We start from the raw sequence: 22,928 nt of genomic DNA, 5'->3' as shown, positions 1-22,928 counted from the left end.
GAGAATGAGAAAGCTAGACAAGTTAACACCAGTTGGTTTAATGGTCGGTGTAATCATGATTATCTTTGGAATTGTTGCTTCCGGTGGGTGGACAGGGATCAAGTCTTTCTTTGATTTCTCATCCATCTTTATTGTCATTGGTGGTGTAGTTGCAGGTCTTTTTATATCCTTCCAAATGAAGGATTTACGAAAAACTTTTATAGTAATGAAAAAAGGCTTTTCTAAAGAAGAGAGGTCGATAGAGAGTCTGATTGAGACTTTTGTTAAGTTAGCAGACCGTGCAAGAAGAGAAGGCATATTATCTTTAGAGTTAGAAGTCGTAAATGAACCAAATCCATTCATCCGTAAAGGTGTGTTGTTGGCGGTTGATGGAATTGAACCAGAAATGATTAGAGATATCCTTAATGCAGATATTGATGCAATGGAAGAGCGCCATCGAAAAGGAAGGAATATTTTTGAAAAAGCGGGGGATTATGCACCTGCTTGGGGTATGATTGGTACATTAATTGGTCTTGTCCTTATGTTGAAAAATATGGATGACCCCTCAGAACTTGGTTCCGGAATGGCAATTGCTCTATTAACGACTTTATATGGCACTTTACTAGCAAATCTTTTTTTCAATCCTTTAGCTGCGAAACTTGAATCTCAAACGGATGATGAAATTTTTTATAAACAGGTTGTGATTGAAGGGGTAATTGGGGTTCAAACGGGACAGAATCCAACGATTTTACGAGAGAAATTAAGTGTTTATTTGTCCGAAACCGAGAAAAAAGCGATCGAGGAGCGACTAGAGCTAACGGAGGGCTTTGAACATGAGGCGCAATAATCGCCGATCTAAAAGAAATAGGAACAATAAAAAGGGTGCTCCCCTTTGGATGGTGACCTATTCGGACCTTGTTACGCTCGTTCTCGTCTTTTTCATCCTCCTGTTTTCGATGTCACAAGTGGACATGACGAAGTTTAAAGCTGTCTCAGATTCATTTAATAAAGTAGGGATATTCCAATCTAGCTCATCAATATTACCTGAGGATGGACGTGAATCTGTGTCAGATGAAACAGAGACAGGAACACCCCATTCACTTGATTCACTTGTTCAGGAAGTCGAGAGCTATCTAAAATCTAATGGAATGGAAAATGTGATTACAGCCAATCGAAACGAAAGAGGTGTTGTGCTCGTTCTTCAAGAACAAGTATTGTTTGAAACGGGCCAAGCCGATCTTATTGAAGATTCATTTGGTTTTCTCGAAAAGTTAGGGATTATGCTCAAAGAAATGCCTAATCTTATCCGAGTTGAGGGTCATACAGATAATCGTCCAATCGAGACTTATCGTTACCCATCGAATTGGGAATTATCTTCTGCTCGGGCAAGTAGTGTTATTCGTTATTTGGTGGAGAATAATGAAATAGAACCGTCTCGTTTTACTGCAGTAGGATACGGTGAAACAAGGCCGATTGTCGCTAACAATAGCTCGGAAAATTGGGAGAAAAATCGCAGAGTAGAAGTGATTATTCTTGATCCTGAATATAATCATAATGAAGCTATGGAATCATCTCATTGATTCTATAGCTTTTTTCACTTTATTTAGTCTAAGAAAAAGCTGGGTATACGCATTACCATTATCTATTTTACACAAGCAAGAGTAACTTTTTTCAACCTCTAGACTGACTTTTAAAAAGCAGTCATTTTGTATAATGAAAGTAACAGTAAGGAGGAGAAATGATGCAAATAAAAGAGCTAACAATATATGTAGGTAATTACAATGAAACGAAAAAATTTTATGAAGAAGTGATGGGGTTACATGTATATAAAGAATCTAAACAACAGATTACATTTCAGGTCGGTACAAGTCTGTTAACCATTCAAGAGGCGTATGAACAGGCCTCTTTTTATCATTTCGCTATTAATATTCCACCTAACTTATTTCAATCAGCGAAAGTTTGGTTAAGTAATAGAGTGACATTGGCAAGGGAAGAGGGTGAAGATGAGGCAGACTTTAAGGAAGCAAAAGCAAAAACGATCTATTTCGAGGATCCATCCGGTAATATCGTTGAATTCATTGCAAGAAAAACGTCTGCTGTAGCTGATGAATCGCATTTTCATAGGGCTCATTTCTTAAATATAAGTGAGGTGGGTATCGCTACAAACCATGTACTAGAGCTTGCTCAGCAATTACAAGATAAAGGAATACCAGTGAGAAACAACGAATCTATTAAACACGAGAAATATTTAAATTTTTTCGGAGAATATGAAGATGGAGTTTATATTATTGTTGCTCCTGTTGGTAGAAGGTGGATTTTCTCTAATAAATATGCTAAAGAGGCACCAATCGTTATTCGAACAGATAGAGGGATTATTCAATCATAGATAATGGAGGTAATCATGAGGAAAGTAGAAGTACTTGATTATGATCGACAATGGTCTACGGCTTTTGAAGTAGAGGCACAGAAGTTAAAGCGAGTCTTCAAAGAGCAAATGATAGCCATATTTCATATCGGTAGTACCTCAGTGCCAGGTCTTAAATCCAAGCCGATTATTGATATATTACCGGTTGTCAAAGATATTACAGAGGTTGATGATTACATCACTGAAATGAATGCATTAGGGTATGAGGCAAGAGGAGAGAATGGTATTAGAGGCAGAAGATATTTTCAAAAAGGACATGATAATCGTACTCATCATCTTCATTTTTTTGCAAGAGACAATGAAGAGATTATTAGACATCTTGCCTTTCGTGATTATTTACGGACTCATCCATTAGAAGCAAAAAAATATGGTGCATTAAAAGAAGCATTGGCCATTAAACACTCTGCAGATATTCATGCCTATATAGAAGGAAAAAATGCTTATGTGAAAAAAGTTGAACAAAAGGCATTAACTTGGTTTGAACAGGACGGGAATCTTCATCAACATCGGTTTTAAATATATTTTACTGGATGGCCTATTTTTCACCATCCAGTGAAATATATTGGTCTAACACAAATTTTTTAAATGTTTTTGTGATAGGTGACATATAACGGCTTTCTAACCAAGCAATACCAATCATACGAAAACAATGTGGTCGACTAATTGGAATTTGTATAATCTTACTTTTGTTGATACCTTTCAAATCTGGTAAAACTGAAACCCCAAGCTCTGCGGCAACTAACCCTGCCACTGTGTCTGCCTCATCGCCTTCAAACGTAATTTTTGGTGTGATCCCTGCATCTAAAAAGAGCCCCTCAACGGTTTCTCTTAAAGAATAACCTTTCTTTAAATGGATGATGGGTTCATATTTTAGTTCTTCGAGTGTAATAGAGTTTTTCTTTGCTAGGTGATGGTTTTTAGGTACGACGGCAAAAAGTTCTTCTTCCCATAACTTCATCCACCCTACCTCATCATCTTTATCATTAGGTGCAATAAAACATAAATCAATTTGTCCATTATAAAGTTGTTCTAACATGACATGTGAAGCTCCCTGACTAAGTTGGAAATGTGTTTCAGGGTAAGAATCACGGAATTGTGAAATCATATCAGGGATAATATTGGTACTTAATGTATGGAGAAAGCCAAGAGAAATCGTTCCAGTATGCGGTTGAATAAGGTCTTGAATTTCTTGTTTGGCTTCTACATATTCTTGAATTATTTTCTCTACTCTTCGCAAAAAAATAACCCCATATCCATTAAGGTGAATAGCACGCCCCTGTCTTTCAAATAATGGTACGCCTAATTCATCCTCTAACCTTGCAATGGAACGACTTAATGCAGACTGAGAAATCAATAGTTTCTCTGCTGATTGTGTCATATGTTCCGTTTCGGCAAGTGTTCGAAAATAAAGCAATTGTTGAATATCCATAGACTCACTCTTTCCATTACAAAAATGCATTATTTTTATTATTATAATGCATTATACATATCGATTCAAAGGTGGTACGATGTTTAATATTAAAGAATATGTTAGAAGAACTATTCTAAAAGAAAGAAGAGAACATGAATTGATGAACGGCATACAGCAAGGTACCAACCTTTTTAAAAAAGTGAATATCGCATTTTTTGCTGCGGGATTTAATACTTTTGCCATACTCTATTGCATGCAACCATTACTGCCGGAGTTTTCGAAGATTTTTTCTATTACCCCAGCAGAAGCAAGTCTCTCCCTCTCCCTGACAACAGTAGTTTTAGCGATTAGTATGTTATTTTTTGGTTCTATATCAGAGGTGTGGGGAAGAAAACCGATTATGGTTTATTCCATGTTCATTTCCTCATTTCTGTGTATTTTGACGGCATTTAGTCCTTCTTTTGAGATATTACTTATTTATCGTGTGCTCATTGGTGTGACACTTGCAGGCTTGCCTTCTATTGCAATGGCTTATTTATCTGAGGAAATGGATCCGAAAAGTTTAGGAAAGGCAATGGGCCTTTATATTAGTGGGAATGCCACAGGCGCTGTCTTTGGGCGTGTGTTTACGGGTGTTATTACAGATTACTTCAGCTGGCAAATTGCTATCCTTGGCGTGGGACTGATTGGCTTTATTGCCACAATGTATTTTCAACGAAGTTTACCTGATTCAAAATTCTTTAAACCGAGATTATTAAACCTTCGTTCATTATCCCATTCTTTAATTGACCATCTTAAAGATCCAATGTTGTTAGCTTTGTTTTTTATCGGTTTTTTACTATTAGGTAGCAATGTGGCATTGTTTAACTATGTTGGTTATTTATTAATGAGCGAGCCATTTTCATATAGTCATGCAACGATTGGCTGGTTATTTCTTATTTATTTAATCGGTGTAGTTAGTTCTACAATTAACGCAAAACTTGTTCGTTCTTACGGTAAAGAGAAAATGTTAGTCAGTTATTTCACCTTGGCCATAGTAGGTACAGTTTGTACGGCTATACCTCATATCATCGGCATTCTTTTAGGTTTATCTATCTTTATATTTGGCTTTTTCGGGGCACACGCCATTGCTTCAAGTTGGGTTGGCCAACGAGCAACACATGACAAAGCACAAGCCTCTTCGCTCTATTTATTTCTTTATTATTTCGGCTCTAGTGTCGGTGGTACAGTTGCTGGATTCTTCTGGTCGCGCTACGAATGGCATGGAGTCATCGGCATGGTTGTCATTTTTCTTATGATAGGATTTGCGCTTGTTGCAAGTCTACAATATATGCAAAAAAACCATGTAGTGTTGAAACAACAGTGGCATTCTTATAAATGAAAATGATTGATGATTGAGCGCTCAATCAAATATTTTTATGAGAGTAATAGACGATAGTAAAACCCAATCTGATCAAATCGGATTGGGTTTTTTCATATAAGGGAATGATGGACAAGAGTGGAAAAAGCAGAAGTGAAAGACGAGCGATGGTGGTGTTAGCCTTTTCATTAGTAAATTTTGTTTCCATGCGCAAATTTAGATTGTTTGCGTTACAACTTGTCACGACATTATTTCATCATAGTGGAGACGATCATTAAATAGTAACTGCCAAGCTATCGATAATAGGATTAACTCTTATTAATAAGAACCAATAGCTTTTTTTCTCTCCTCTTTAAATACGTTTCTAGTTAAATCAATAAATGCTTGTAGTGGTGGTGTCATTTGTTTGTTTTTATGCCAAGCTATTTGAGTATAGAGTTGAATGTGTTCGTTTGGCCAAATAATTTCTTTTAATTGACCGTTGTGAAGCTCTTTATTGACGACCATGGCGGGAAGAAAAGCCACACCTAGTCCAGCTATTACACATTGTTTAAGGGCCTCTATACTCACAAACTCAATACTGTTATGCAAAAAGACATTTTCCCCCGCTAAAGTCTGCTCCAATAAAGTGCGATAGGCACATCCGATTTCGGTTAAGAGAAATGATTCATTTTGTAAATCTTTTAGGGTAACGCTTGATTTAATTGCATACTCTGGCGCTGCCACCATTTTTAACTCTTCAATTATTAATGTCTCTGTCAGTAAGGTCTCAGGGGTTTTTCTCACATCCATGATAAAAGCAAGGTCGAGTGTACCATCATCTAAAAGTGCTCTTGCTGAATCATCAGAATGGGCAGGTTTAAACGTCAATTTTACATGAGGAAACTGTGATTTAAATAATTGTAAAACTCGTGGAAGTCGGTAAGTACATTGACTTTCTTGTGCGCCAATTGTTAAGGAGGCTGTTCTAAACTGTTTGTCACTTATTTTTTGTAGTGCCTCATCATTTAACCTTAACATTTGGTCAACATACTTCTTGTATTCTTTACCGGTAGCGGTCAAGACAAGTTTTTTTCCCAACCTTTCAAAAAGTGGGTGTTGCAGTTCTGCTTCTAATGCTTTTATTTGAGCGGTTACACTTGATTGTGCAAAATTAAGCATTTTTGCAGTTTTTGTAAAATTCAAAGTAATGGCTGCTGTTTGAAAGGTCTTTAATTGCTTCATATCCATTTTTTCACCTTCAGCATTGATCGTATTTTTCGATTGATGATATCTATATTATCATCTGTATCTATTAATAGAAACAGATTAAACTTAATATGATAGGAAACTAGAGGAGTGAATCGTAATGAAAATAGCAGTTATATATGGTGGAACACGTAAAAGCGGGAATACTGAATGGTTGACGAAACAAGTGATAAATGGGGTGAAAGTTAAGGAATTTCATTTATCTAACTATCAAATAGATGCTATAAAGGATCATCGACATAGTGAAGGCGGTTTTCCTCTAGTGGATGATGATTATCAACAATTAATTCAAGAAATAATGACATATGAAACGTTAATATTTGCTACACCTATTTACTGGTATAGTATGTCCGGTATGATGAAGAATTTTATCGATCGCTGGTCCCAAACACTCAGGGATCCCGAAATGAAACACTTTAAGAAGTGCATGGAAAATAAACAAGCTTATGTCATAGCTGTTGGTGGAGATCAGCCAACGATCAAGGGATTACCAATGATTCAACAATTTCAGTACATCTTTGATTTTATGGGAATGAAGTTTTTAGGATATATATTGGGTGAAGGAAATAAACCGAGAGATATTGAAAAAGATACGAAGGCAATCAGTGCAGCAAAAGAAATGAATAAAGTTATTTCACAAGGAAATGAGGCATAAAAATGAACAATCAACCCATTAACATTCAAGAAAAACTAACAAAATTTCATACGTTTTGGTCTCCAAAAGTTGTTGCAGAAATGAATAATTATCAATTGAAGGTCGCTAAATTCTCAGGTGAGTTCGTGTGGCACAAGCATGATGATACAGACGAAGTATTTTTGGTGGTTAAAGGTGAATTAACGATTCGCATGAGAGAAGAAGATGTGGTATTAAAGAATGGTGATTTATTCGTTGTCCCTCAGGGAGTGGAACATTGTCCATATGCAAAAGAAGAGTGCCATGTCATATTAATTGAACCGAAAGGAGTGATTAATACTGGAGAGGTGAAATCATCATTGACGGCTGAAAATGATGTTTGGATATAAGATGCAAAAGGGGGTAAAGTGATGGAATTAAGGGAGGTATTAAACGAGCAATTAAATGCATCACATCATGAAAATGGGTGGTTTGTTAGTTTGCTGAATAGCATAACAAACTTGAGTGATGAAGAAGCAAATTGGAAACCGAGCGAAGACGTTCATAGTATCCATGAAATCACGACACATCTTCTTTATTATAATGAAAGATACTTGCATCGCTTCAAAGAAGAACCAGTTGATGAAGCTAAAGAAAATACTTTTCAGTTGGCTGAAGGGGTAACTTTTGCTCACACGAGAGAGAGGATTCATCAATTATATAATGATTGGAAAAAAAACCTAGAAGCAGCGGATGATTTAGTGATGAATAATGCCAGTGAGGCATTGAGTCATCTTTATTTGCATACGGCGTATCATACGGGTCAAATCATCTTGTTGCGCAAATTGCAAGGAAAGTGGGATGCATCCCAAGGAGTGGAAGGCTAAGCTTGATTGGGCTACTGTCATCGACTTGTTCTTTCAGATGAAGGTTGCAATCAGTTGCAGGTTAAATATGGGCATGGTATAATTGGGAAAACTTAAATATACAACTACCTTTTGTCTAAAGGGGAGTAGCAGTTACAGTAAAGTCGTCAATACAGGGACTCTCCCTCGGCTTTATTGGCAACATTCGTTGTTTGCGAGACCTTTACCAAGTTTCTTTGGTAAGGGTTTTTGTCGTGCTTTTAAAAAAGAAACACTAACTCATTTATTAAGGAGTGAAGACTAATGGCTGTGAAAAAATTACTAAAGAGACTCATTCAAAAAGAAGGCGTGAAGTTTTTGAAGAAAAAAGCAGTGCCAATCATAAAAGAACAGTTAAAGAAAAGGAAGGGTAGATAAGGGATGAAGACAAAAGTTTATGTTGCTGCTCTTGGTATGTTGTTGTTCTTGTCTGCATGTTCGCCAATTGAAGATACAAAAAATACGTTGGCGTATGTTAATGATGTGGAAGATTATATGAATGAGATTACAGAGTTTGCCAACGATTTTCCAGAACAAGCAGAGCAAGCGATAACGGATGAGAACGTGGCAGCATCACTGGAAAAAAATATCGAGGAGTTACAAAAAGCCATCGATACTATTGAACAAACAGAGGCACCAGAATTAATTGATAGTCTTCATGCTGAGTTGGTGCAACAAAATGAAGCATTATCATCGCAACTCGTTAAACTTGAGGAAAGTTTAGAGCAAGGTGCATTAACGAAGGCGTTTGTTGAGGACCAAGAATTTATGCAAACAATAAATGACATTACATCCATTTACAATGAAATTGAAAATCTTGGAGAATAAGCTAGCGCTAATGATGAGTAAAAATAAAAGCAAGCACCGTTAGCTTGCTTTTATTCTCTTATGGGATAAAGTGCTTTTTCCACCGTTTGTGCGTTTTTTTCAGTGATTTCATTTTTTCTTGGAATGGGATTATAGATATCCGATGAATCCTCCCAAGTATGTGGTAGCTTAAATGGAGATTCCTTTTGCCACTTTTCCATCCAATCAGAGGGGAGCTCTCCTGTTCCGCTTGAATTTTCAGTCATTTCCAACCAGATAAGTGACCAAGCTCTCGGAACGACCCGCCAAATATCATATCCACCACCGCCAACGGCAATCCATCTACCTTCACAATATTGATGAGCAAGTTGGTGAGCGAGCCTTGGTATTTCTTTATATATTCTCATTGTTGCTGAAAGATGTGTTAATGGATCATAGTAATGCGCATCAGCACCATTTTGCGTAAAAATAATATCTGGTTTAAAAAACGCTGCTACTTCTTTAAAGGACGTTTCGTAAGCATGTAGCCAAGAATCATCCTCTGTAAAAGCGTCTAAAGGTATATTAAACGAATAGCCATATCCATGACTATGACCTCTTTCATTAATATTCCCTGTTCCGGGAAATAAGTATCTACCAGTTTCATGGATTGATAATGTACATACATTTGGATCATCATAAAACGCCCATTGTACACCATCGCCATGATGAGCATCCGTATCAATATAAAGGACACGGGCATTGTACTTTTCTCGTAAATATTTAATTGCCACTGAGCTGTCATTATAAATACAAAACCCAGATGCCTTCCCTCTAAAGCCATGATGAAGCCCCCCGCCTAAATGAAGGGCGTGCTCTGCCTTCCCTTGCATGACATAATCAGCGGCAGTCAATGCGCCTCCAACAAGTAAGCTACTGGCCTCATGCATTTGAGGGAAAATAGGTGTATCCTCGGTTCCAAGCCCGTAACCTTCTGCCTGCTCTTGGGGAAGCTCACCATTGCCTGCTAACTTTACAGCACGAACATAACCTGGATCATGAATGAGTAATAATTCTTCTTCTGTTGCTATTCTAGGTGCAATCATTTGTGCGTCTTTTATCGCATGGATAGATTGTAGTAAATCTAAAGTTAATTTTAGGCGTTGCTGATTAAAGGGGTGCTCAGCATTAAAGCGATAGTTAAGTAATGCATCAGAATATAAAAAAACAGAACGGTCCATGATGTTCACTTCCTTGGATCTATAGGCCAGAGTACAGAATGTCCTTCCTCACGTAATTTGTCTACAAGAGCAAGCGGATTCATTGTTTGGACTCTAAGGACTATAATTTTGTAATTACTATCCTCTTTATCTGGATAGACGAGGACACTAAGTATATTGGCTTTTAAATTGCGAAATACCGAGGTTACTTCAAAAAGCTTGCCTGTACGATTAGGCACTCTTACTTCAATTTGTGATCCTGGCTGATGGGCTCCTGTTAATTCAACATAAGTATGAAGGAGGTCTGTCTGAGTTACAATGCCAACTAACTTATTATCATTGAGAATGGGCATACAACCGATGCGGTGCTCGTACAGGGTTGCTGCAATATCTTCTACAAAGTCTAATGGGTGTCCAGAAATAATATTCGTTTTCATAATTCGTTTAATTGGTTGCGAGAGGCCTTCTTTTAATTGAACTGTATCTAGTATAGAAGGCGTCGCATCCCGTATATCTCGATCTGTTACTAAGCCAATCAGGTGATTGGTTTCGTCGATAATAGGCAAATGGCGGATTTTTTGATCACGCATAAGTTGGAGTGCATCTGCAATGAGGTGATTTTCAGTAAGTGTAAAGATTTCCTTCTTCATCATTTCTTCAACAATCATTTAAAATCCCCCTTTTTAAGAAAAACTAATACATAAAGCGATTCATAAATCGAAGTTTATCAAACTGTTGAATGGAATCTGTGCATACTCGTTTACCAATACGCGCCATTAGACAATTAGCTGGATGAGAGCTGATTTCTGGATCATCAGTAGCAAACCATACCAGTCCACCGGCATTCATCATCTTTTCCATGATTTTGCGATACTCCCATACATTTAAACCAGTTCCTTTTAAGTCCCAATGCCAATAGTATTCGGTAGTAATGACAATATAATCTTCCATCGCATCATCCATCATAGAGACGCGTAAGATACTTTTTCCAGTTCCCGTTCCACGAAAGGCAGGAATCACCTCTATGGCCCCTAGTTCGATGAGATTATTCATTTTCCCTTCTGACCATCTTTCTAACGGGTCTGGATACAAATAAGTCGCATAGCCTACAATCGTATCTCTAAATCTAGCAATAATGATTCTTCCTTCAGGTAATTCAGCAATCTCAATTAAAGCCTTCCTTTGTTGCTCTGGAGGTCTGAAAGCAACAAGATCATGATGAAAGTCATAAGTTTTTAGAAGGTCGACAGAAACCGGACCTTCAATGATTAATTCTCCGTTTGCTGTATTCAGTTTCATCGCATTATACGTTTTCAGATGCTGCAATTCATTCACCGCCTAAAACAAGTAATCTTACTATCTATTATACATAAACTGCTGAAGCGCTTTCATATAAAAAACATCAATTTAATGACAATTTGAAATTATATGTAGATTTTTTTAAGTAGTGGTGAGAGCAAAAATCATAATATTTTCGTCTGCCTTTTTATGAAGTAAGAACGACTGTTGAAAATGAGGAAGTAATTGAACTTTTGACTCTCCTGCAAAAGTGGCTGCACAAACAAATAAGTGTATCTCTTTAAAAGGTATAACTTTTGAGCAAATGATGAGATAGAATATACATATATTTTCCATTTAGTATTTGATGATGAAATGAAAGAAAAGGAGATTAGCCGTGATTGGGAAAATCGTTTCAATAACATGGACGGTATCACCTTTTTATGATTATACCTTTTTAAGTTACAGTTTAATAATTCATTATGGATAATTACCTGACCTATAATTTAAAAAATTGTGAAAATAAAGTATTTATATTATAATAGTTTAAACAAGTTTAAAGGGGGATAAAAAAACATGAAATTGGAAGCGCTGCCAGTAATACAAGGGAACCATAATTTGAAGAATTATGAGGAAGCGTATAATAGTTTTGATTGGACAGAAGCGAAAAAGCAATTTTCTTGGTACGAAACAGGGAAAATGAATCTGGCGTACGAAGCAATTGACCGCCATGCTGAAAGTGATAAGAAAAACAAGGTAGCGCTCTATTATCGTGAAGGTGAGAGTAAAGAAAAGTATACCTTTAAAGAAATGAAGGATTTCTCAAACCAAGCGGCTAATGTACTAAAAGCATATGGAGACGTGGAAAAAGGAGATCGCGTATTTGTTTTTATGGGGCGTTCACCAGAACTTTACTTTTCAGTTCTTGGTGCAATCAAACTAGGTGCCATTGTAGGGCCACTGTTTGAAGCCTTTATGGAGGGAGCGGTAACAGACCGTTTGGAGGATAGTGAAGCAAAAGTCCTTATTACGACTCCTGAACTTTTAGATCGTGTACCTGCTGATAAACTACCAAACTTAAAACATATCTTTGTTGTTGGTGACAATGTAGAAGAAAATGGGAAATTATTAGATTTCCGTAAATATATGCAAAATGCAAGTAAAGAGTTAGAGATTGAATGGGTAGAGCCAACTGATGGTCTTATTTTACATTATACTTCTGGTTCAACGGGTAAACCAAAAGGTGTTTTACATGTTCACAATGCAATGATCCAGCATTATCAAACGGCGAAATGGGTACTGGACTTAAAAGAAGAAGATGTTTATTGGTGTACTGCTGACCCAGGTTGGGTAACAGGAACTTCTTATGGTATTTTCGGACCTTGGTTAACAGGGACATCTAATCTCATTGTCGGAGGCCGATTTAGCCCTGAAACATGGTATCAAGCGATCGAAGATTATGGGGTAACTGTTTGGTATAGTGCGCCAACAGCATTCCGTATGCTAATGGGTGCTGGGGATGAGGTGGTGAAAAGGTTTAACTTAAGCTCATTACGCCATGTGTTAAGTGTAGGTGAACCACTGAATCCTGAAGTCGTGAGATGGGGCATGAAAGTATTTAATAAACGTATTCATGATACGTGGTGGATGACAGAAACAGGTGCGCAATTAATCTGTAATTATCCAAGTCTAGCGATTAAACCTGGCTCTATGGGTAAACCAATTCCTGGGGTGAAAGCAGCTATTGTTGATGACCAAGGGAATGAATTACCACCAAATCGTATGGGTAATTTGGCTATCAAAAAAGGCTGGCCATCTATGATGCATACAATTTGGAATAATAAAGAAAAATATGATTCATACTTCATGCCAGGCGATTGGTATGTTTCAGGCGATTCCGCTTATATGGATGAAGATGGTTATTTTTGGTTCCAAGGGAGAGTCGATGATGTAATTATGACGTCAGGCGAACGAGTAGGACCATTTGAGGTAGAAAGTAAGCTCATCGAACATCCAGCTGTTGCGGAAGCTGGTGTCATAGGAAAACCGGATCCGGTTCGTGGCGAGATTATTAAAGCCTTTATTGCGCTAATCGATGGTTATGAAGCAACAGATGAATTGAAAGAAGATATTCGTCAATTCGTTAAAAAGGGGTTAGCGGCACACGCTGCACCTCGTGAAATTGAATTCCGTGACAAACTGCCAAAAACACGCAGTGGTAAAATCATGCGTCGTGTATTAAAGGCTTGGGAATTAGATTTACCTACGGGCGACTTATCTACAATGGAAGATTAATTAATCAATGAGGTTAGTGTTGCGAGTCAATGATTGAGGTATTCCTCTCTTATTGCCTCGCTTTTTGTATTTGAGTTAACGCTTTTGAAGTAAAGGGGGCTGTTAGATAAAGGGGAGGAGTAGCTATGAATACATGTTTTATATTTAACAAACACACTGGAAATATTGCAATGTCTGAAGTCATGATAGATGAAGGTGAATCTATTTATTTGGGGTATATTGATAGAAATGGAAAGCAAACTATTTAGATATTATGATTATAGAATCAAAAAAAGAGGTGCGAATGGCACCTCTTTTTACTTCTAAATCAGGAATAATCGTATTTCTCTTTGTTTATTCTTCATCACTCGTATCCGGTTGATCTTCTTCCGCTGGAGGATTTTCAGTTTCTTCTTGAGGTTTTTCCTCTTCAGGTGTTTCTTCTGGTTTGCTATCTGTTTCTGTTTCCTGTTCTGTTTCCTGTTCTGTTTGTTCCTCTTTAGGCTTGTTTTCTTTTGCTTTTTCTTCTTGTTTCGGCTTTTCTTCTTTTTTTACATTGCCAACTTGTACTTTGCTTGAAGGTGAAGATTCGTTACCGGCAATATCCACTGCTGTAACATGGTATTCACCACTGCCACCTTTATAGCCTAAGGAGTCACCTGCTTTAATGCTGGCTACTTTTTTACCGTCTTTATATACACGATAGCCAATGACGTCATTTTCAGGGTGTTGCCCCCATGTGATGGAGTTACCTGATGATTGAGCATTTGGTGCAGCTGGTTTTTTGCCATTTTCACTCATTTTATCGGCTGCCACGAGTACTTTAGCCCATTTATCCCTTTTCGGTAATAAGTCACTTGGATTCGCTTTAATGCCAAATAGTTTTTCAATATACGCGGCATCTATAACCATACCAGGCTCAGAAAATTCCGCTGGTGTAGATTCAAGTGCCAAATACTTTCTATCTCCAATATGGACAATTCTACCTGTGCCAAGACTATCATCTGATCTAGATGGAACGTATTTTGCATTAAAGATGTCAGTATCAACAAGTCCTGCTGCAGAGCATGCTTGAGACGGGATTAAACCACTAATTGCACAGAATGAGCGACTGACTATACCATCAGGCCGTTTAAAGGTTTTATCCGGTTTCATGAGCTCAGGATTTACATCATAAGTAGCGTTCATCAAATCTGCCCATAAGTAATTATTACGTGCGCTATAAGATAAGCTACCACTTGCTTTTAGAGACTTAGGCGTATCGTAGCCACTCCATAGACCAGCAGTGACATTTGGGTTAGATGCGACAAACCAAGCATCTTCAAAATTATTACCTGTCCCTGTCTTACCTGCCCAATCGGCACTGAATTTTAAACGGTTTTTAACAGCAGTGGCTGTCCCATTATTAATAACCCCACGCATCACATCTATTGTTAAGTATGCGGTTTGCGGTGTAAAGACTTCCACTTCTTTCGTTTCATGTTCGTAGATAACATTGCCTTCTTTATCAGTAATTTTTTCAATCATATAAGCATCTACGAATTTACCGTTATTAGCAAATGTAGTGAATGCATTCGTATTCTCTTCAACGGAAACACCGTTTGTTAATGAACCTAATGCAGCTGATCTATTCGTTTTATCTTCTTCAGTTAAGGTGGTTATACCCATCTTTTCAAGATATTGTGCCGGGTTTTGGCTTAAAATATCGGTATAAAGTTTAACGGCTGGTACGTTATAAGATTGTTCAAGTGCATACCTTGCTGAAACTAAACCATGGTAGGTAAAAGAATAGTTTTTTGGCCAATAGTCACTTGAACCTGGGTTTAATCGCAGTGGCACATCGGGAAGAATACTTCCTGGTTGTGCTGCACCAAGTTCGAATGCAGGGCCATAAACAAGTAACGGTTTCATGGTTGAGCCGTTTGGTCTTAAAGTATCGGTTGCATGGTTAAGATCCTCATTTAATGATACACCCTTGCCACGACCCCCAACAAAGCTCAGAATTTTCCCTGTACTGTTTTCAATCAGTTGTCCACCAACTTCTACAGGTTCCATTACTTCTTTTTCTTCACCATCGATTACATAGGTCGCACTTTTGGCTGGTCCGTAGTTAGGATAATCTTTAACTACTTTTTGCCAAGCTTCATAAATATCTTTATCAATAGTTGAGTGGACATGATAACCATTCTGTCTTAATGCTCGATCAGCTAAAATAAGATATTCGTTTTTAAGGTCGCCAGTTAAATCAGCTTCTTCATAGCCATCTTGTTCGGCTAAGATGGATGCTAAAAGTTCCTTTGCGCGGTCTTGAATTTCATAAGTTAAATAAGGGTATTTTTCAATTGCATCATCATTTTTTGGTTTTCTAAAATCAGCAACAATATTATACTCGCTAGCTTCTTTGTATTCTTTTTCTGTAATTCTTTCATCATCGTACATTCTCTTCAGTACGACTTTCATACGATCAATGCCTGGCTGCAGAGACTCCTCATCCTTCAAGCCACCACCTTGTTGGAATGGTGTGTAACCAAAAGGAGACTGGGGCATACCTGCAATGAAAGCTGCTTGCGGAATCGACACATCTTTAGCATCAACACCAAATAAACCTTGGGCAGCAGCCTGAACGCCAGCGATATTTCTACCTTCCGCATTACGGCCAAAAGTAGAGACATTTAAATAAGCTTCAAGAATCTCTTCTTTATCGAAATAATTCTCTAGCCTTAATGCGAGTAAGATTTCTTTTGCTTTTCGATCAAAAGAAACTTCGTTTGTTAAGATCTGGTTTTTTATCAGTTGTTGCGTTAATGTACTTCCGCCAGATTGAGTAGAGGCGTTTGTGACTTCTTGAAACAGTGCACGGAGGATCGCTTTTGGCACTACACCTTCATGCTCATAAAAATATTCATCCTCTGTGGCAATAACAGCATCCTGCAAATACGGTGAAACATTTTCTAACTTCACTTCTTCTCTTTCAAGGTCCGTTCTTACATTTCCTAAATATACATCACCAGCGAAATATAATTTTGAGGTTTCCTCATAATTATAGATTTCCTTTTGCATATTTTCATAAGAACGAAGGGGTTCATCTTTAACAAGAGAAGCAAAATAGCCAATACCTGTGGCACCTGCAAATGCCCCACCTAAAATAGCGGTAATCGCAAAAATTAATAATAAGTTCCATATAACTTGATATGTAATACGTGCGCCTTTTTTGGTTTCATTATGAGTTAAAAAACCGAATGCGGCTTTTGCTTTTTCTTTTATCTTGCTGAAGGTTTCATTCATTCGTTCATCCCTCCTAAAATCAAATACATTATAGCATAACCCAACAGGGAATATGACAAGGTTCGTCATAAAGTACAAAATTCATATTTTTCTTAGTATGATGATATAAATAGATGAAAAAAAACGTCATATTGACATTGGTTATTCTTTTGTGATAAAAATGCAGTATTACGATTCAATTTAATATTAGCGTTGATGGGTCATAAGTAGTCATTCTATCCCTGTTTCAGAAAGTCGACGGATTGCTGTGAGTCGATACAAATAGAAGTGCGAAATACCTCCCTGAGCTTTTACTGCGAACGATTGATCTAGTAGTAGTAAACGGTTTTTCCGTTATCAGTGAAGAGTGGAGAATGATGGTGTTCTCAAACTGGGTGGTACCGCGCAAAGAAATGCGTCCCTGCGATGAGCAGGGGCGTATTTTTTTTGGTTAATAATTGATCTTTTATAAAATAAAGGAGGAAAAGCGCATGAATTTATTAGAAGATTTACAGTGGAGAGGCATTATTTATCAACAAACAGATGAGGAAGGAATGAAGGATCTTTTAGAAAAAGAAAAAATATCCTTATATTGTGGGATGGACCCGACTGGTGATAGTATGCATATTGGTCATTTATTACCCTTCTTAACATTGAGAAGATTTCAAAACGCTGGGCATCGTCCGATTGTGTTAGTGGGAGGTGCAACAGGATTAATTGGTGATCCGAAGGCGACAGAAGAAAGAACTTTACAAACGATTGAGAAAGTCCAAGAAAATGTTGCCTCTTTATCACAGCAATTAGAACGTATTTTTGATTTTGAAGGAGATAATGGAGCGACATTAGTCAATAATTACGACTGGACATCGAATATGAATATTGTCACTTTCCTTAGGGATTATGGTAAACATATTGGTGTGAATTATATGTTAGCAAAAGATACGATTGCTAAAAGGTTAGAATCAGGCATTTCTTTTACGGAATTCACTTATACGATTTTACAAGGGATGGACTTCAAGCATCTTTATGAAAATCACCAATGTAAAATTCAAATTGGCGGCAGTGATCAGTGGGGAAATATTACAACTGGGCTTGAGCTTATCCGTAAAATGGTTGGAGAAGGCGCGAAAGCATACGGTATGACCATTCCACTTGTTACAAAAGCAGATGGTACGAAGTTTGGAAAAACAGAAGGTGGAGCTATTTGGTTAGATGCGGAAAAAACGTCACCTTATGAGTTTTATCAGTTCTGGATAAATACGGCAGATGCAGATGTCATTAAATACTTGAAATACTTCACATTCCTATCACGTGAAGAAATCGAAGCTTTGGAAGTAGCTGTGCAAGAAGAGCCTCATTTACGTAAAGCACAAAAAGCATTAGCAGAAGAAATGACGAGACAAATACATGGTGAGACAGCATTAAATCAAGCATTGAAGATTACTGAAGCTTTATTCAGTGGACAAATTAAAGAATTAACCGCTGCGGAAGTAAAGGAAGGATTTAAAGATGTTCCTTCTTATCAACATAACGGCGAGGGTAATATTGTTGATTTGCTTGTAGAGGCTAAAATATCACCATCAAAAAGACAAGCGAGAGAAGACGTAACGAACGGTGCAATCTACATTAACGGTGATCGGATGCAAGAGGTTGATTATCAGTTGAGTGAGCAAGATAAAATAGAGGGGCAATTTACTGTTATTCGTCGCGGTAAGAAGAAATATACATTAATTCAATATTAAAATGAACAGCCTTCTTAAACTAAAACTTAAGAAGGCTCTTTTTTTATTTTAAGAAGATGTACCTCATATTGGCTTGATTCTTATTTCTGCTCGATATTTCTTGAGCTTTCTGGCAGCAGATGCTTGGCTAATGCCTAACAAATCAGCGACTTTATAGCTTGAAGGATATTGTTTATATGTATGTAAGAGGATATGTTTTTCAATTCTTTCTAACCTTGCTTTTAAGCTTTCATTATTCTTTGGTAGGGGTAAATTAATGATGTCTGGTTCCATTTGCTTGTTTTTAAAGAGTGCTTGGGGTAGGTGGCTAGGATAGATAATGATAGAATCAACTGTTAAGACAAGTCTTTCTATTAAATTCTCTAGCTCGCGCACATTTCCTGGCCAATGATACTCTGTTAAATATTCGTAAGTCTCTGTATGAAGTTCTTTCTCCATATGATATTTATTGTTCATGATGGATAGATAATGACTGGCTAAAAAAACGATGTCTTCTTTCCGCTTTTTTAAAGGGGGAATTTCGATCGGAATGACATTGATACGATAGTAAAGGTCAAGGCGGAATTCACCTTTATTAACCATTTCCTCTAATGGGCGATTTGTTGCAGTAATCAGTCTAAAATGACTCGTCCGATCTGTATTACTACCAACTCTTTTAAACTTCTTCTCTACAAGTACTTTTAACAATTTCACTTGTAAAGACAAGGATAATTCTCCAATCTCATCTAAAAATAATGTGCCATGATGTGCCTGTTCAATTAACCCCTTTTTCCCTTGCTTATGTGCCCCAGTGAAGCTTCCTGGCTCATAACCAAATAACTCCGTTTCGAATAAACTTTCTGGAATGGTACTACAGTTTACCTCAATTAAGGGTTCGTTTCTTTCGTTACTTAGCTGATGGATTTTTCTTGCCCACATACTTTTCCCAACACCAGATTCACCTAATAACAAGATTGTTGCGTTCGTATTGGCTACTCGATGAATCGTTCGTTTGATTTCTTCCATTTTTTTATTGCGATATTGGGCAGTTTCTTGTTGTCTAAGTGCTTTTACGACTTGTTGATAATTCTGGATTTGTCTCTCTAGTTCTTTATATTGGAGATGAAGTTTATTTATTTCTGTTTGATCTTGGGCATAGCTCACTACAAATTGTATTTGATTGTTAGAATCAAAAATTGGGTAGGCGGTGGTCATAATGGTTTTACCTGTTAACGTTTGCTGCATCAGTTCTACTTGTTGTTTCTTTTTTATTACAAGTGCTGTAATCGAAGGGTTAAATACGCCTTTTGCTTCTAATTCATAAACCGTTTTACCTAAGCAATCCTCTTGCTTTACACCATAAACAGTCCAATGTTTTGGATTGAAATATAAGATTTCGCCGGCGCCATTTGTAATTGTAATATTATTATTGGAAGTGAGAACAATCGTTTCAATTAAAGAATGAAGTGATGAGTTTTCCATATAAACACTCCTTTGTATATAAAGCTCTCTCTAATTATACAATAATTCAAAATATAATTAATAATTAATTTATTGATTAAATAAATCAAAAATGAATTAATCATAAAAAAAGTTTCCTGATTTAATAAGTTTTATATATTTGGCATAAGACTTGCAGAGTAAATAATATTATTCAAAATAATCACCTAATGGAGGAATTGACTATGACAACATTATTAACGACAGAGTTATCTGAATTAGATAAGAAGCATTTTATCCATCCAACTAGCTCAATTGCACAGCAACAAGCGGAAGGTCCGAGCCATATCTTCACAGAGGGTAAGGGCGTATATTTAACAGATTCGAACGGACATAAAGTGATTGATGGGATGTCCTCGCTTTGGAATGTCAATATCGGCCATGGGGTGAAGGAAATGGCTGAAGCAGCTTATGAACAAATGACTAAACTTGCCTTTACATCTAATTTTAGTACTTTTAGTAATGAGCCTGCGATTCGCTTAGCAGAAAAGTTGTCAAAAATATTACCAGGGGATCTTAATGCTGTCTTTTTTACATCAGGTGGATCCGAATCAAACGATACGGCATTTAAATTAGCACGACATTATTGGATATTAAAAGGGCAACCAGAGCGTCAAAAAATTATTTCCCGGAAAATGTCGTATCATGGTGTGGCAATGGGGGCTACAAGTGCTACAGGGTTAAAACCGTTTCGAGATTTTACAAATGCTAATGCGCCTCATTTTCACTATGTAAATTCGAGTGTAGAAGAATTCCGTACATTAATAGAAGAGGAAGGGCCAGAGACGATAGCAGCTTTTATTACTGAAATTGTTCAAGGAGCAGGCGGAGTCAATCTCCCTCCAGAAGGCTACTTTAAAGAGATAAGAAAAATATGTGATGAGTATGGCATCTTAATGATTATCGATGAAGTCATTACAGGCTTTGGAAGAACGGGAAAATACTTTGCCATTGAACATGATGCCATTCAACCAGATATGCTTTGTTTTGCCAAAGGTGTAACAAGTGGATATGCCCAATTAGGTGGTGTCGCGCTTAATGATCGCCTTCACAATGATTTCAAGACGCTTTCAAAAGGTACTTTGTTGCATGGTTATACGTATAGCGGTCACCCAGTAGCCTGTAATGTTGCTTTGAAAAATATTGAAATCATCGAAAGAGACGGTCTTATTGAGAATGCGGAAAAAATGGGAGAAGTATTATATAAAGGGCTAAAGTACTTAGAAGGAAAACATGAAATCGTGACAAATGCAAGAGGGTTTGGTTTACTAGGTGGGATTGATATTGTCAAAGATAGTCAATCTGGTGAGCGTTTTGATGAATATGTAAGTCCACTCATTGTGAAGGAAGCCGCTAAGCTAGGATTGATTTTGCGAACAGTTACGTATGATCATGACTCAATTGTTTTCTCACCGCCCCTCATCATAAACGAAGCAGAAGTGGAACAAATGATTAATATCCTCGACCAAGCGATCGTAAATATCAAGGGAGAGGTGTTAAGAGGTTGAAGGTTGATACAAATAAAAAAACATATATGCGCTATAACCCTGCTAATATTGATGAATTAATCGGAAAAGTAGAAGAATCATCCTTGGCGGAAGTAGACATTGCGGCTACTTCTGCTAAGCAAGCCTTTATAAACTGGAAAAACAAGCCTTCAATAGAACGTGGCGATATTTTACGTGTAGCTGCAGATCTACTAGAAGCAAATATGGAAGAACTGGCTAACCTTGCGACAAAAGAAACAGGCAAGGTGATAAGAGAGACAAGAGGTGAAATAGGAAGAGCAGCAGCGATTCTTCGCTATTATGGGCAAGAGGGATGGAGACAAATTGGAGAGCATCTTCCTTCTGCGTTTATAGGAAAAACCCTCTACTCTTCTCGAGTGCCAATTGGACCGATAGCCGTTATTTCTCCATGGAATTTTCCAATCGCCATCCCAATATGGAAAATGGCCCCTGCATTGGTTTTTGGAAATACAGTTGTTTGGAAACCATCAGAGGAGTCAACATTAACAGCAATAAAAGTAGCTGAAATTCTGTGGCAAGCAGGGTTACCTAAAGATGTGCTACAAATGGTTAATGGTTCAGGCACAACGATTGGCGAGGCGCTAGTTTGTCATAAAGACATGACTGCAGTTACATTTACAGGGTCAAACCAAGTAGGCAATCAAATTGCGATTACTGCTGCATCTCAGCAAAAGAAGTATCAACTCGAGTTAGGCGGAAAAAACCCTGCGATTGTATTGGCTGATTGTGATTTATCTTTTGCTGCACAATCATGTATAGACGGTGCAATGAAACAGTCTGGGCAACGTTGTACAGCAACGGGCATTGTTTATGTTGAGGAAGCAGTCTATGATTCTTTTAAAACAATATTGAAGAATATATGCAATGAATTGAAAATAGGGAATCCATTATCAGAGGTGACAGATATTGGTCCGGTGGTATCAAAGAGACAATATGAAAAAGTACAATCCTATATCCAAAAAGGACTGGAAGAAGGTGCAAAGCTTGTTTGCGGTGGGCAGCCGCTTGCTAATGGATATTGGCATAATGGTTACTACATTCAACCGACAATTTTTGAAAATGTGAAAGAAGACATGACGATTGTTAAGGAAGAAATCTTTGGCCCGGTTCTTTGTTTAAGGAAAGTAGCGAATTACAAGGAGGCTTTAGAAGCAGCTAATTCCTCAAAATATGGACTAAGCGCTTCTATTTTCACGAATAATCTTCATCAGGCCTTTCATTTTATTCAACATGCTGAAGCAGGTATGGTTCAAGTAAATGGAGAGACTGGAGGTGCAGAACCGCAAGCGCCATTTGGTGGAATGAAGGCATCAAGCTCAGGCAGCAGAGAACAAGGACAAGCCGCAGTTGAGTTTTTCACAGAGATAAAAACAGTGTCTATACAAACTTTTGAAACATTAGATTACGATTAAATC

General features: G+C 37.4%; 21 protein-coding genes and 1 other annotated feature. Of the genes, 14 read left to right on the top strand and 7 right to left on the bottom strand.

The window, feature by feature from the left end:
• The first annotated feature begins 4 nt into the window (after positions 1 to 4).
• From motP to MHH73_RS16970, 4 genes are all read left to right on the top strand, one after another.
• Positions 5 to 826 carry a flagellar motor protein MotP gene (motP, locus tag MHH73_RS16985; protein ID WP_191809896.1) on the top strand — a complete coding sequence of 274 codons (822 nt, stop codon included), beginning with the start codon at positions 5 to 7 and terminating at the stop codon, positions 824 to 826.
• Entirely contained in the window at positions 813 to 1,559 is a 747-nt protein-coding gene (motS, locus tag MHH73_RS16980; protein WP_191809898.1) for a flagellar motor protein MotS, read from the top strand. Before motP ends, motS begins: the two co-directional genes overlap by 14 nt.
• A gap of 161 nt (positions 1,560 to 1,720) precedes the next feature.
• A complete protein-coding gene (locus MHH73_RS16975; RefSeq protein ID WP_191809900.1) occupies positions 1,721 to 2,365 on the top strand; it encodes a VOC family protein in 645 nt (214 codons plus the stop codon).
• 15 nt (positions 2,366 to 2,380) lie between these two features.
• The gene (locus tag MHH73_RS16970) at positions 2,381 to 2,920 is read left to right on the top strand and encodes a GrpB family protein (RefSeq protein WP_191809903.1); all 540 of its coding nucleotides are present in this window, start codon (positions 2,381 to 2,383) and stop codon (positions 2,918 to 2,920) included.
• A gap of 19 nt (positions 2,921 to 2,939) precedes the next feature.
• Here MHH73_RS16970 and MHH73_RS16965 read toward each other — a convergent pair whose 3' ends face one another.
• Positions 2,940 to 3,833, bottom strand: coding sequence for a LysR family transcriptional regulator (locus MHH73_RS16965; RefSeq protein WP_191809905.1), 894 nt, complete (start codon positions 3,831 to 3,833; stop codon positions 2,940 to 2,942).
• Between the two features lie 142 nt (positions 3,834 to 3,975).
• Between MHH73_RS16965 and MHH73_RS16960 the strand changes: the two genes are divergently transcribed.
• The gene (locus tag MHH73_RS16960; protein ID WP_191811301.1) at positions 3,976 to 5,196 is read left to right on the top strand and encodes an MFS transporter; all 1,221 of its coding nucleotides are present in this window, start codon (positions 3,976 to 3,978) and stop codon (positions 5,194 to 5,196) included.
• Between the two features lie 297 nt (positions 5,197 to 5,493).
• Here the strand turns inward: MHH73_RS16960 and MHH73_RS16955 are convergent, their stop codons facing one another.
• The gene (locus MHH73_RS16955) at positions 5,494 to 6,405 is read right to left on the bottom strand and encodes a LysR family transcriptional regulator (protein ID WP_191809907.1); all 912 of its coding nucleotides are present in this window, start codon (positions 6,403 to 6,405) and stop codon (positions 5,494 to 5,496) included.
• Between the two features lie 118 nt (positions 6,406 to 6,523).
• Here MHH73_RS16955 and MHH73_RS16950 point away from each other — a divergent pair, with 118 nt between their 5' ends.
• The 4 genes from MHH73_RS16950 to MHH73_RS16935 all read left to right on the top strand — a co-directional run bounded on the left by MHH73_RS16950 (position 6,524) and on the right by MHH73_RS16935 (position 8,769).
• Complete coding sequence (locus MHH73_RS16950; RefSeq protein WP_095372237.1) at positions 6,524 to 7,078, top strand: flavodoxin family protein; 555 nt, start codon at positions 6,524 to 6,526, stop codon at positions 7,076 to 7,078.
• Positions 7,079 to 7,080: 2 nt separating this feature from the next.
• Positions 7,081 to 7,446, top strand: a complete 366-nt coding sequence (locus tag MHH73_RS16945) for a cupin domain-containing protein (protein WP_095372238.1) — start codon at positions 7,081 to 7,083, stop codon at positions 7,444 to 7,446.
• Between the two features lie 21 nt (positions 7,447 to 7,467).
• A complete protein-coding gene (locus tag MHH73_RS16940) occupies positions 7,468 to 7,923 on the top strand; it encodes a DinB family protein (RefSeq protein ID WP_341068257.1) in 456 nt (151 codons plus the stop codon).
• Positions 7,924 to 8,322: 399 nt separating this feature from the next.
• Positions 8,323 to 8,769: a DUF6376 family protein gene (locus MHH73_RS16935; RefSeq protein ID WP_341068255.1), complete on the top strand. Its 447-nt coding sequence runs from the start codon at positions 8,323 to 8,325 to the stop codon at positions 8,767 to 8,769.
• A gap of 50 nt (positions 8,770 to 8,819) precedes the next feature.
• Here MHH73_RS16935 and MHH73_RS16930 read toward each other — a convergent pair whose 3' ends face one another.
• The 3 genes from MHH73_RS16930 to MHH73_RS16920 are packed head-to-tail and all read right to left on the bottom strand — an operon-like array spanning position 8,820 to position 11,273.
• On the bottom strand, positions 8,820 to 9,968 hold the full coding sequence (locus tag MHH73_RS16930) for an acetoin utilization protein AcuC (protein ID WP_341068252.1): 1,149 nt from the start codon (positions 9,966 to 9,968) through the stop codon (positions 8,820 to 8,822).
• Between the two features lie 5 nt (positions 9,969 to 9,973).
• Complete coding sequence (locus MHH73_RS16925) at positions 9,974 to 10,615, bottom strand: acetoin utilization AcuB family protein (protein ID WP_191809915.1); 642 nt, start codon at positions 10,613 to 10,615, stop codon at positions 9,974 to 9,976.
• A 25-nt stretch (positions 10,616 to 10,640) separates the two neighbouring features.
• Positions 10,641 to 11,273 carry a GNAT family N-acetyltransferase gene (locus MHH73_RS16920; RefSeq protein ID WP_191809917.1) on the bottom strand — a complete coding sequence of 211 codons (633 nt, stop codon included), beginning with the start codon at positions 11,271 to 11,273 and terminating at the stop codon, positions 10,641 to 10,643.
• A 528-nt stretch (positions 11,274 to 11,801) separates the two neighbouring features.
• Between MHH73_RS16920 and acsA the strand changes: the two genes are divergently transcribed.
• Complete coding sequence (gene acsA / locus MHH73_RS16915; protein WP_191809919.1) at positions 11,802 to 13,520, top strand: acetate--CoA ligase; 1,719 nt, start codon at positions 11,802 to 11,804, stop codon at positions 13,518 to 13,520.
• 125 nt (positions 13,521 to 13,645) lie between these two features.
• Positions 13,646 to 13,768 carry a hypothetical protein gene (locus MHH73_RS16910; protein WP_341068249.1) on the top strand — a complete coding sequence of 41 codons (123 nt, stop codon included), beginning with the start codon at positions 13,646 to 13,648 and terminating at the stop codon, positions 13,766 to 13,768.
• Between the two features lie 85 nt (positions 13,769 to 13,853).
• Here MHH73_RS16910 and MHH73_RS16905 read toward each other — a convergent pair whose 3' ends face one another.
• Positions 13,854 to 16,784: a transglycosylase domain-containing protein gene (locus tag MHH73_RS16905; RefSeq protein WP_341068248.1), complete on the bottom strand. Its 2,931-nt coding sequence runs from the start codon at positions 16,782 to 16,784 to the stop codon at positions 13,854 to 13,856.
• 183 nt (positions 16,785 to 16,967) lie between these two features.
• Positions 16,968 to 17,189: a binding site (T-box leader), on the top strand.
• Between the two features lie 65 nt (positions 17,190 to 17,254).
• Here MHH73_RS16905 and tyrS point away from each other — a divergent pair.
• Positions 17,255 to 18,505, top strand: a complete 1,251-nt coding sequence (tyrS, locus tag MHH73_RS16900) for a tyrosine--tRNA ligase (RefSeq protein ID WP_191809923.1) — start codon at positions 17,255 to 17,257, stop codon at positions 18,503 to 18,505.
• Between the two features lie 63 nt (positions 18,506 to 18,568).
• On the opposite strand, the gene MHH73_RS16895 is transcribed toward tyrS, so the two are convergent.
• Positions 18,569 to 19,966 carry a sigma-54 interaction domain-containing protein gene (locus MHH73_RS16895; RefSeq protein WP_341068245.1) on the bottom strand — a complete coding sequence of 466 codons (1,398 nt, stop codon included), beginning with the start codon at positions 19,964 to 19,966 and terminating at the stop codon, positions 18,569 to 18,571.
• A 203-nt stretch (positions 19,967 to 20,169) separates the two neighbouring features.
• Between MHH73_RS16895 and MHH73_RS16890 the strand changes: the two genes are divergently transcribed.
• Positions 20,170 to 21,492 (top strand): aminotransferase family protein, encoded by a 1,323-nt coding sequence (locus tag MHH73_RS16890; RefSeq protein ID WP_341068243.1) that lies wholly within the window; start codon positions 20,170 to 20,172, stop codon positions 21,490 to 21,492.
• Positions 21,489 to 22,925: an aldehyde dehydrogenase family protein gene (locus tag MHH73_RS16885; RefSeq protein WP_341068241.1), complete on the top strand. Its 1,437-nt coding sequence runs from the start codon at positions 21,489 to 21,491 to the stop codon at positions 22,923 to 22,925. The genes MHH73_RS16890 and MHH73_RS16885 overlap by 4 nt, the downstream gene beginning before the upstream one ends.
• Positions 22,926 to 22,928: the final 3 nt, after the last annotated feature.

Source organism: Cytobacillus sp. FSL K6-0265, assembly GCF_038003465.1.
Taxonomy (GTDB): domain Bacteria; phylum Bacillota; class Bacilli; order Bacillales; family Cytobacillaceae; genus Cytobacillus; species Cytobacillus stercorigallinarum.
Note: the sequence above shows the minus strand (reverse complement) of the source record. Positions and strands in the feature narration are given on the sequence as shown.

Coding starts and splice junctions, on each gene's coding strand:
- motP (WP_191809896.1), top strand. CDS start 5: ATGAGAAAGCTAGACAAGTTAACACCAGTTGGTTTAATGGTCGGTGTA.
- motS (WP_191809898.1), top strand. CDS start 813: ATGAGGCGCAATAATCGCCGATCTAAAAGAAATAGGAACAATAAAAAG.
- MHH73_RS16975 (WP_191809900.1), top strand. CDS start 1,721: ATGCAAATAAAAGAGCTAACAATATATGTAGGTAATTACAATGAAACG.
- MHH73_RS16970 (WP_191809903.1), top strand. CDS start 2,381: ATGAGGAAAGTAGAAGTACTTGATTATGATCGACAATGGTCTACGGCT.
- MHH73_RS16965 (WP_191809905.1), bottom strand. CDS start 3,833: ATGGATATTCAACAATTGCTTTATTTTCGAACACTTGCCGAAACGGAA.
- MHH73_RS16960 (WP_191811301.1), top strand. CDS start 3,976: ATGAACGGCATACAGCAAGGTACCAACCTTTTTAAAAAAGTGAATATC.
- MHH73_RS16955 (WP_191809907.1), bottom strand. CDS start 6,405: ATGGATATGAAGCAATTAAAGACCTTTCAAACAGCAGCCATTACTTTG.
- MHH73_RS16950 (WP_095372237.1), top strand. CDS start 6,524: ATGAAAATAGCAGTTATATATGGTGGAACACGTAAAAGCGGGAATACT.
- MHH73_RS16945 (WP_095372238.1), top strand. CDS start 7,081: ATGAACAATCAACCCATTAACATTCAAGAAAAACTAACAAAATTTCAT.
- MHH73_RS16940 (WP_341068257.1), top strand. CDS start 7,468: ATGGAATTAAGGGAGGTATTAAACGAGCAATTAAATGCATCACATCAT.
- MHH73_RS16935 (WP_341068255.1), top strand. CDS start 8,323: ATGAAGACAAAAGTTTATGTTGCTGCTCTTGGTATGTTGTTGTTCTTG.
- MHH73_RS16930 (WP_341068252.1), bottom strand. CDS start 9,968: ATGGACCGTTCTGTTTTTTTATATTCTGATGCATTACTTAACTATCGC.
- MHH73_RS16925 (WP_191809915.1), bottom strand. CDS start 10,615: ATGATTGTTGAAGAAATGATGAAGAAGGAAATCTTTACACTTACTGAA.
- acsA (WP_191809919.1), top strand. CDS start 11,802: ATGAAATTGGAAGCGCTGCCAGTAATACAAGGGAACCATAATTTGAAG.
- MHH73_RS16910 (WP_341068249.1), top strand. CDS start 13,646: ATGAATACATGTTTTATATTTAACAAACACACTGGAAATATTGCAATG.
- MHH73_RS16905 (WP_341068248.1), bottom strand. CDS start 16,784: ATGAATGAAACCTTCAGCAAGATAAAAGAAAAAGCAAAAGCCGCATTC.
- tyrS (WP_191809923.1), top strand. CDS start 17,255: ATGAATTTATTAGAAGATTTACAGTGGAGAGGCATTATTTATCAACAA.
- MHH73_RS16895 (WP_341068245.1), bottom strand. CDS start 19,966: ATGGAAAACTCATCACTTCATTCTTTAATTGAAACGATTGTTCTCACT.
- MHH73_RS16890 (WP_341068243.1), top strand. CDS start 20,170: ATGACAACATTATTAACGACAGAGTTATCTGAATTAGATAAGAAGCAT.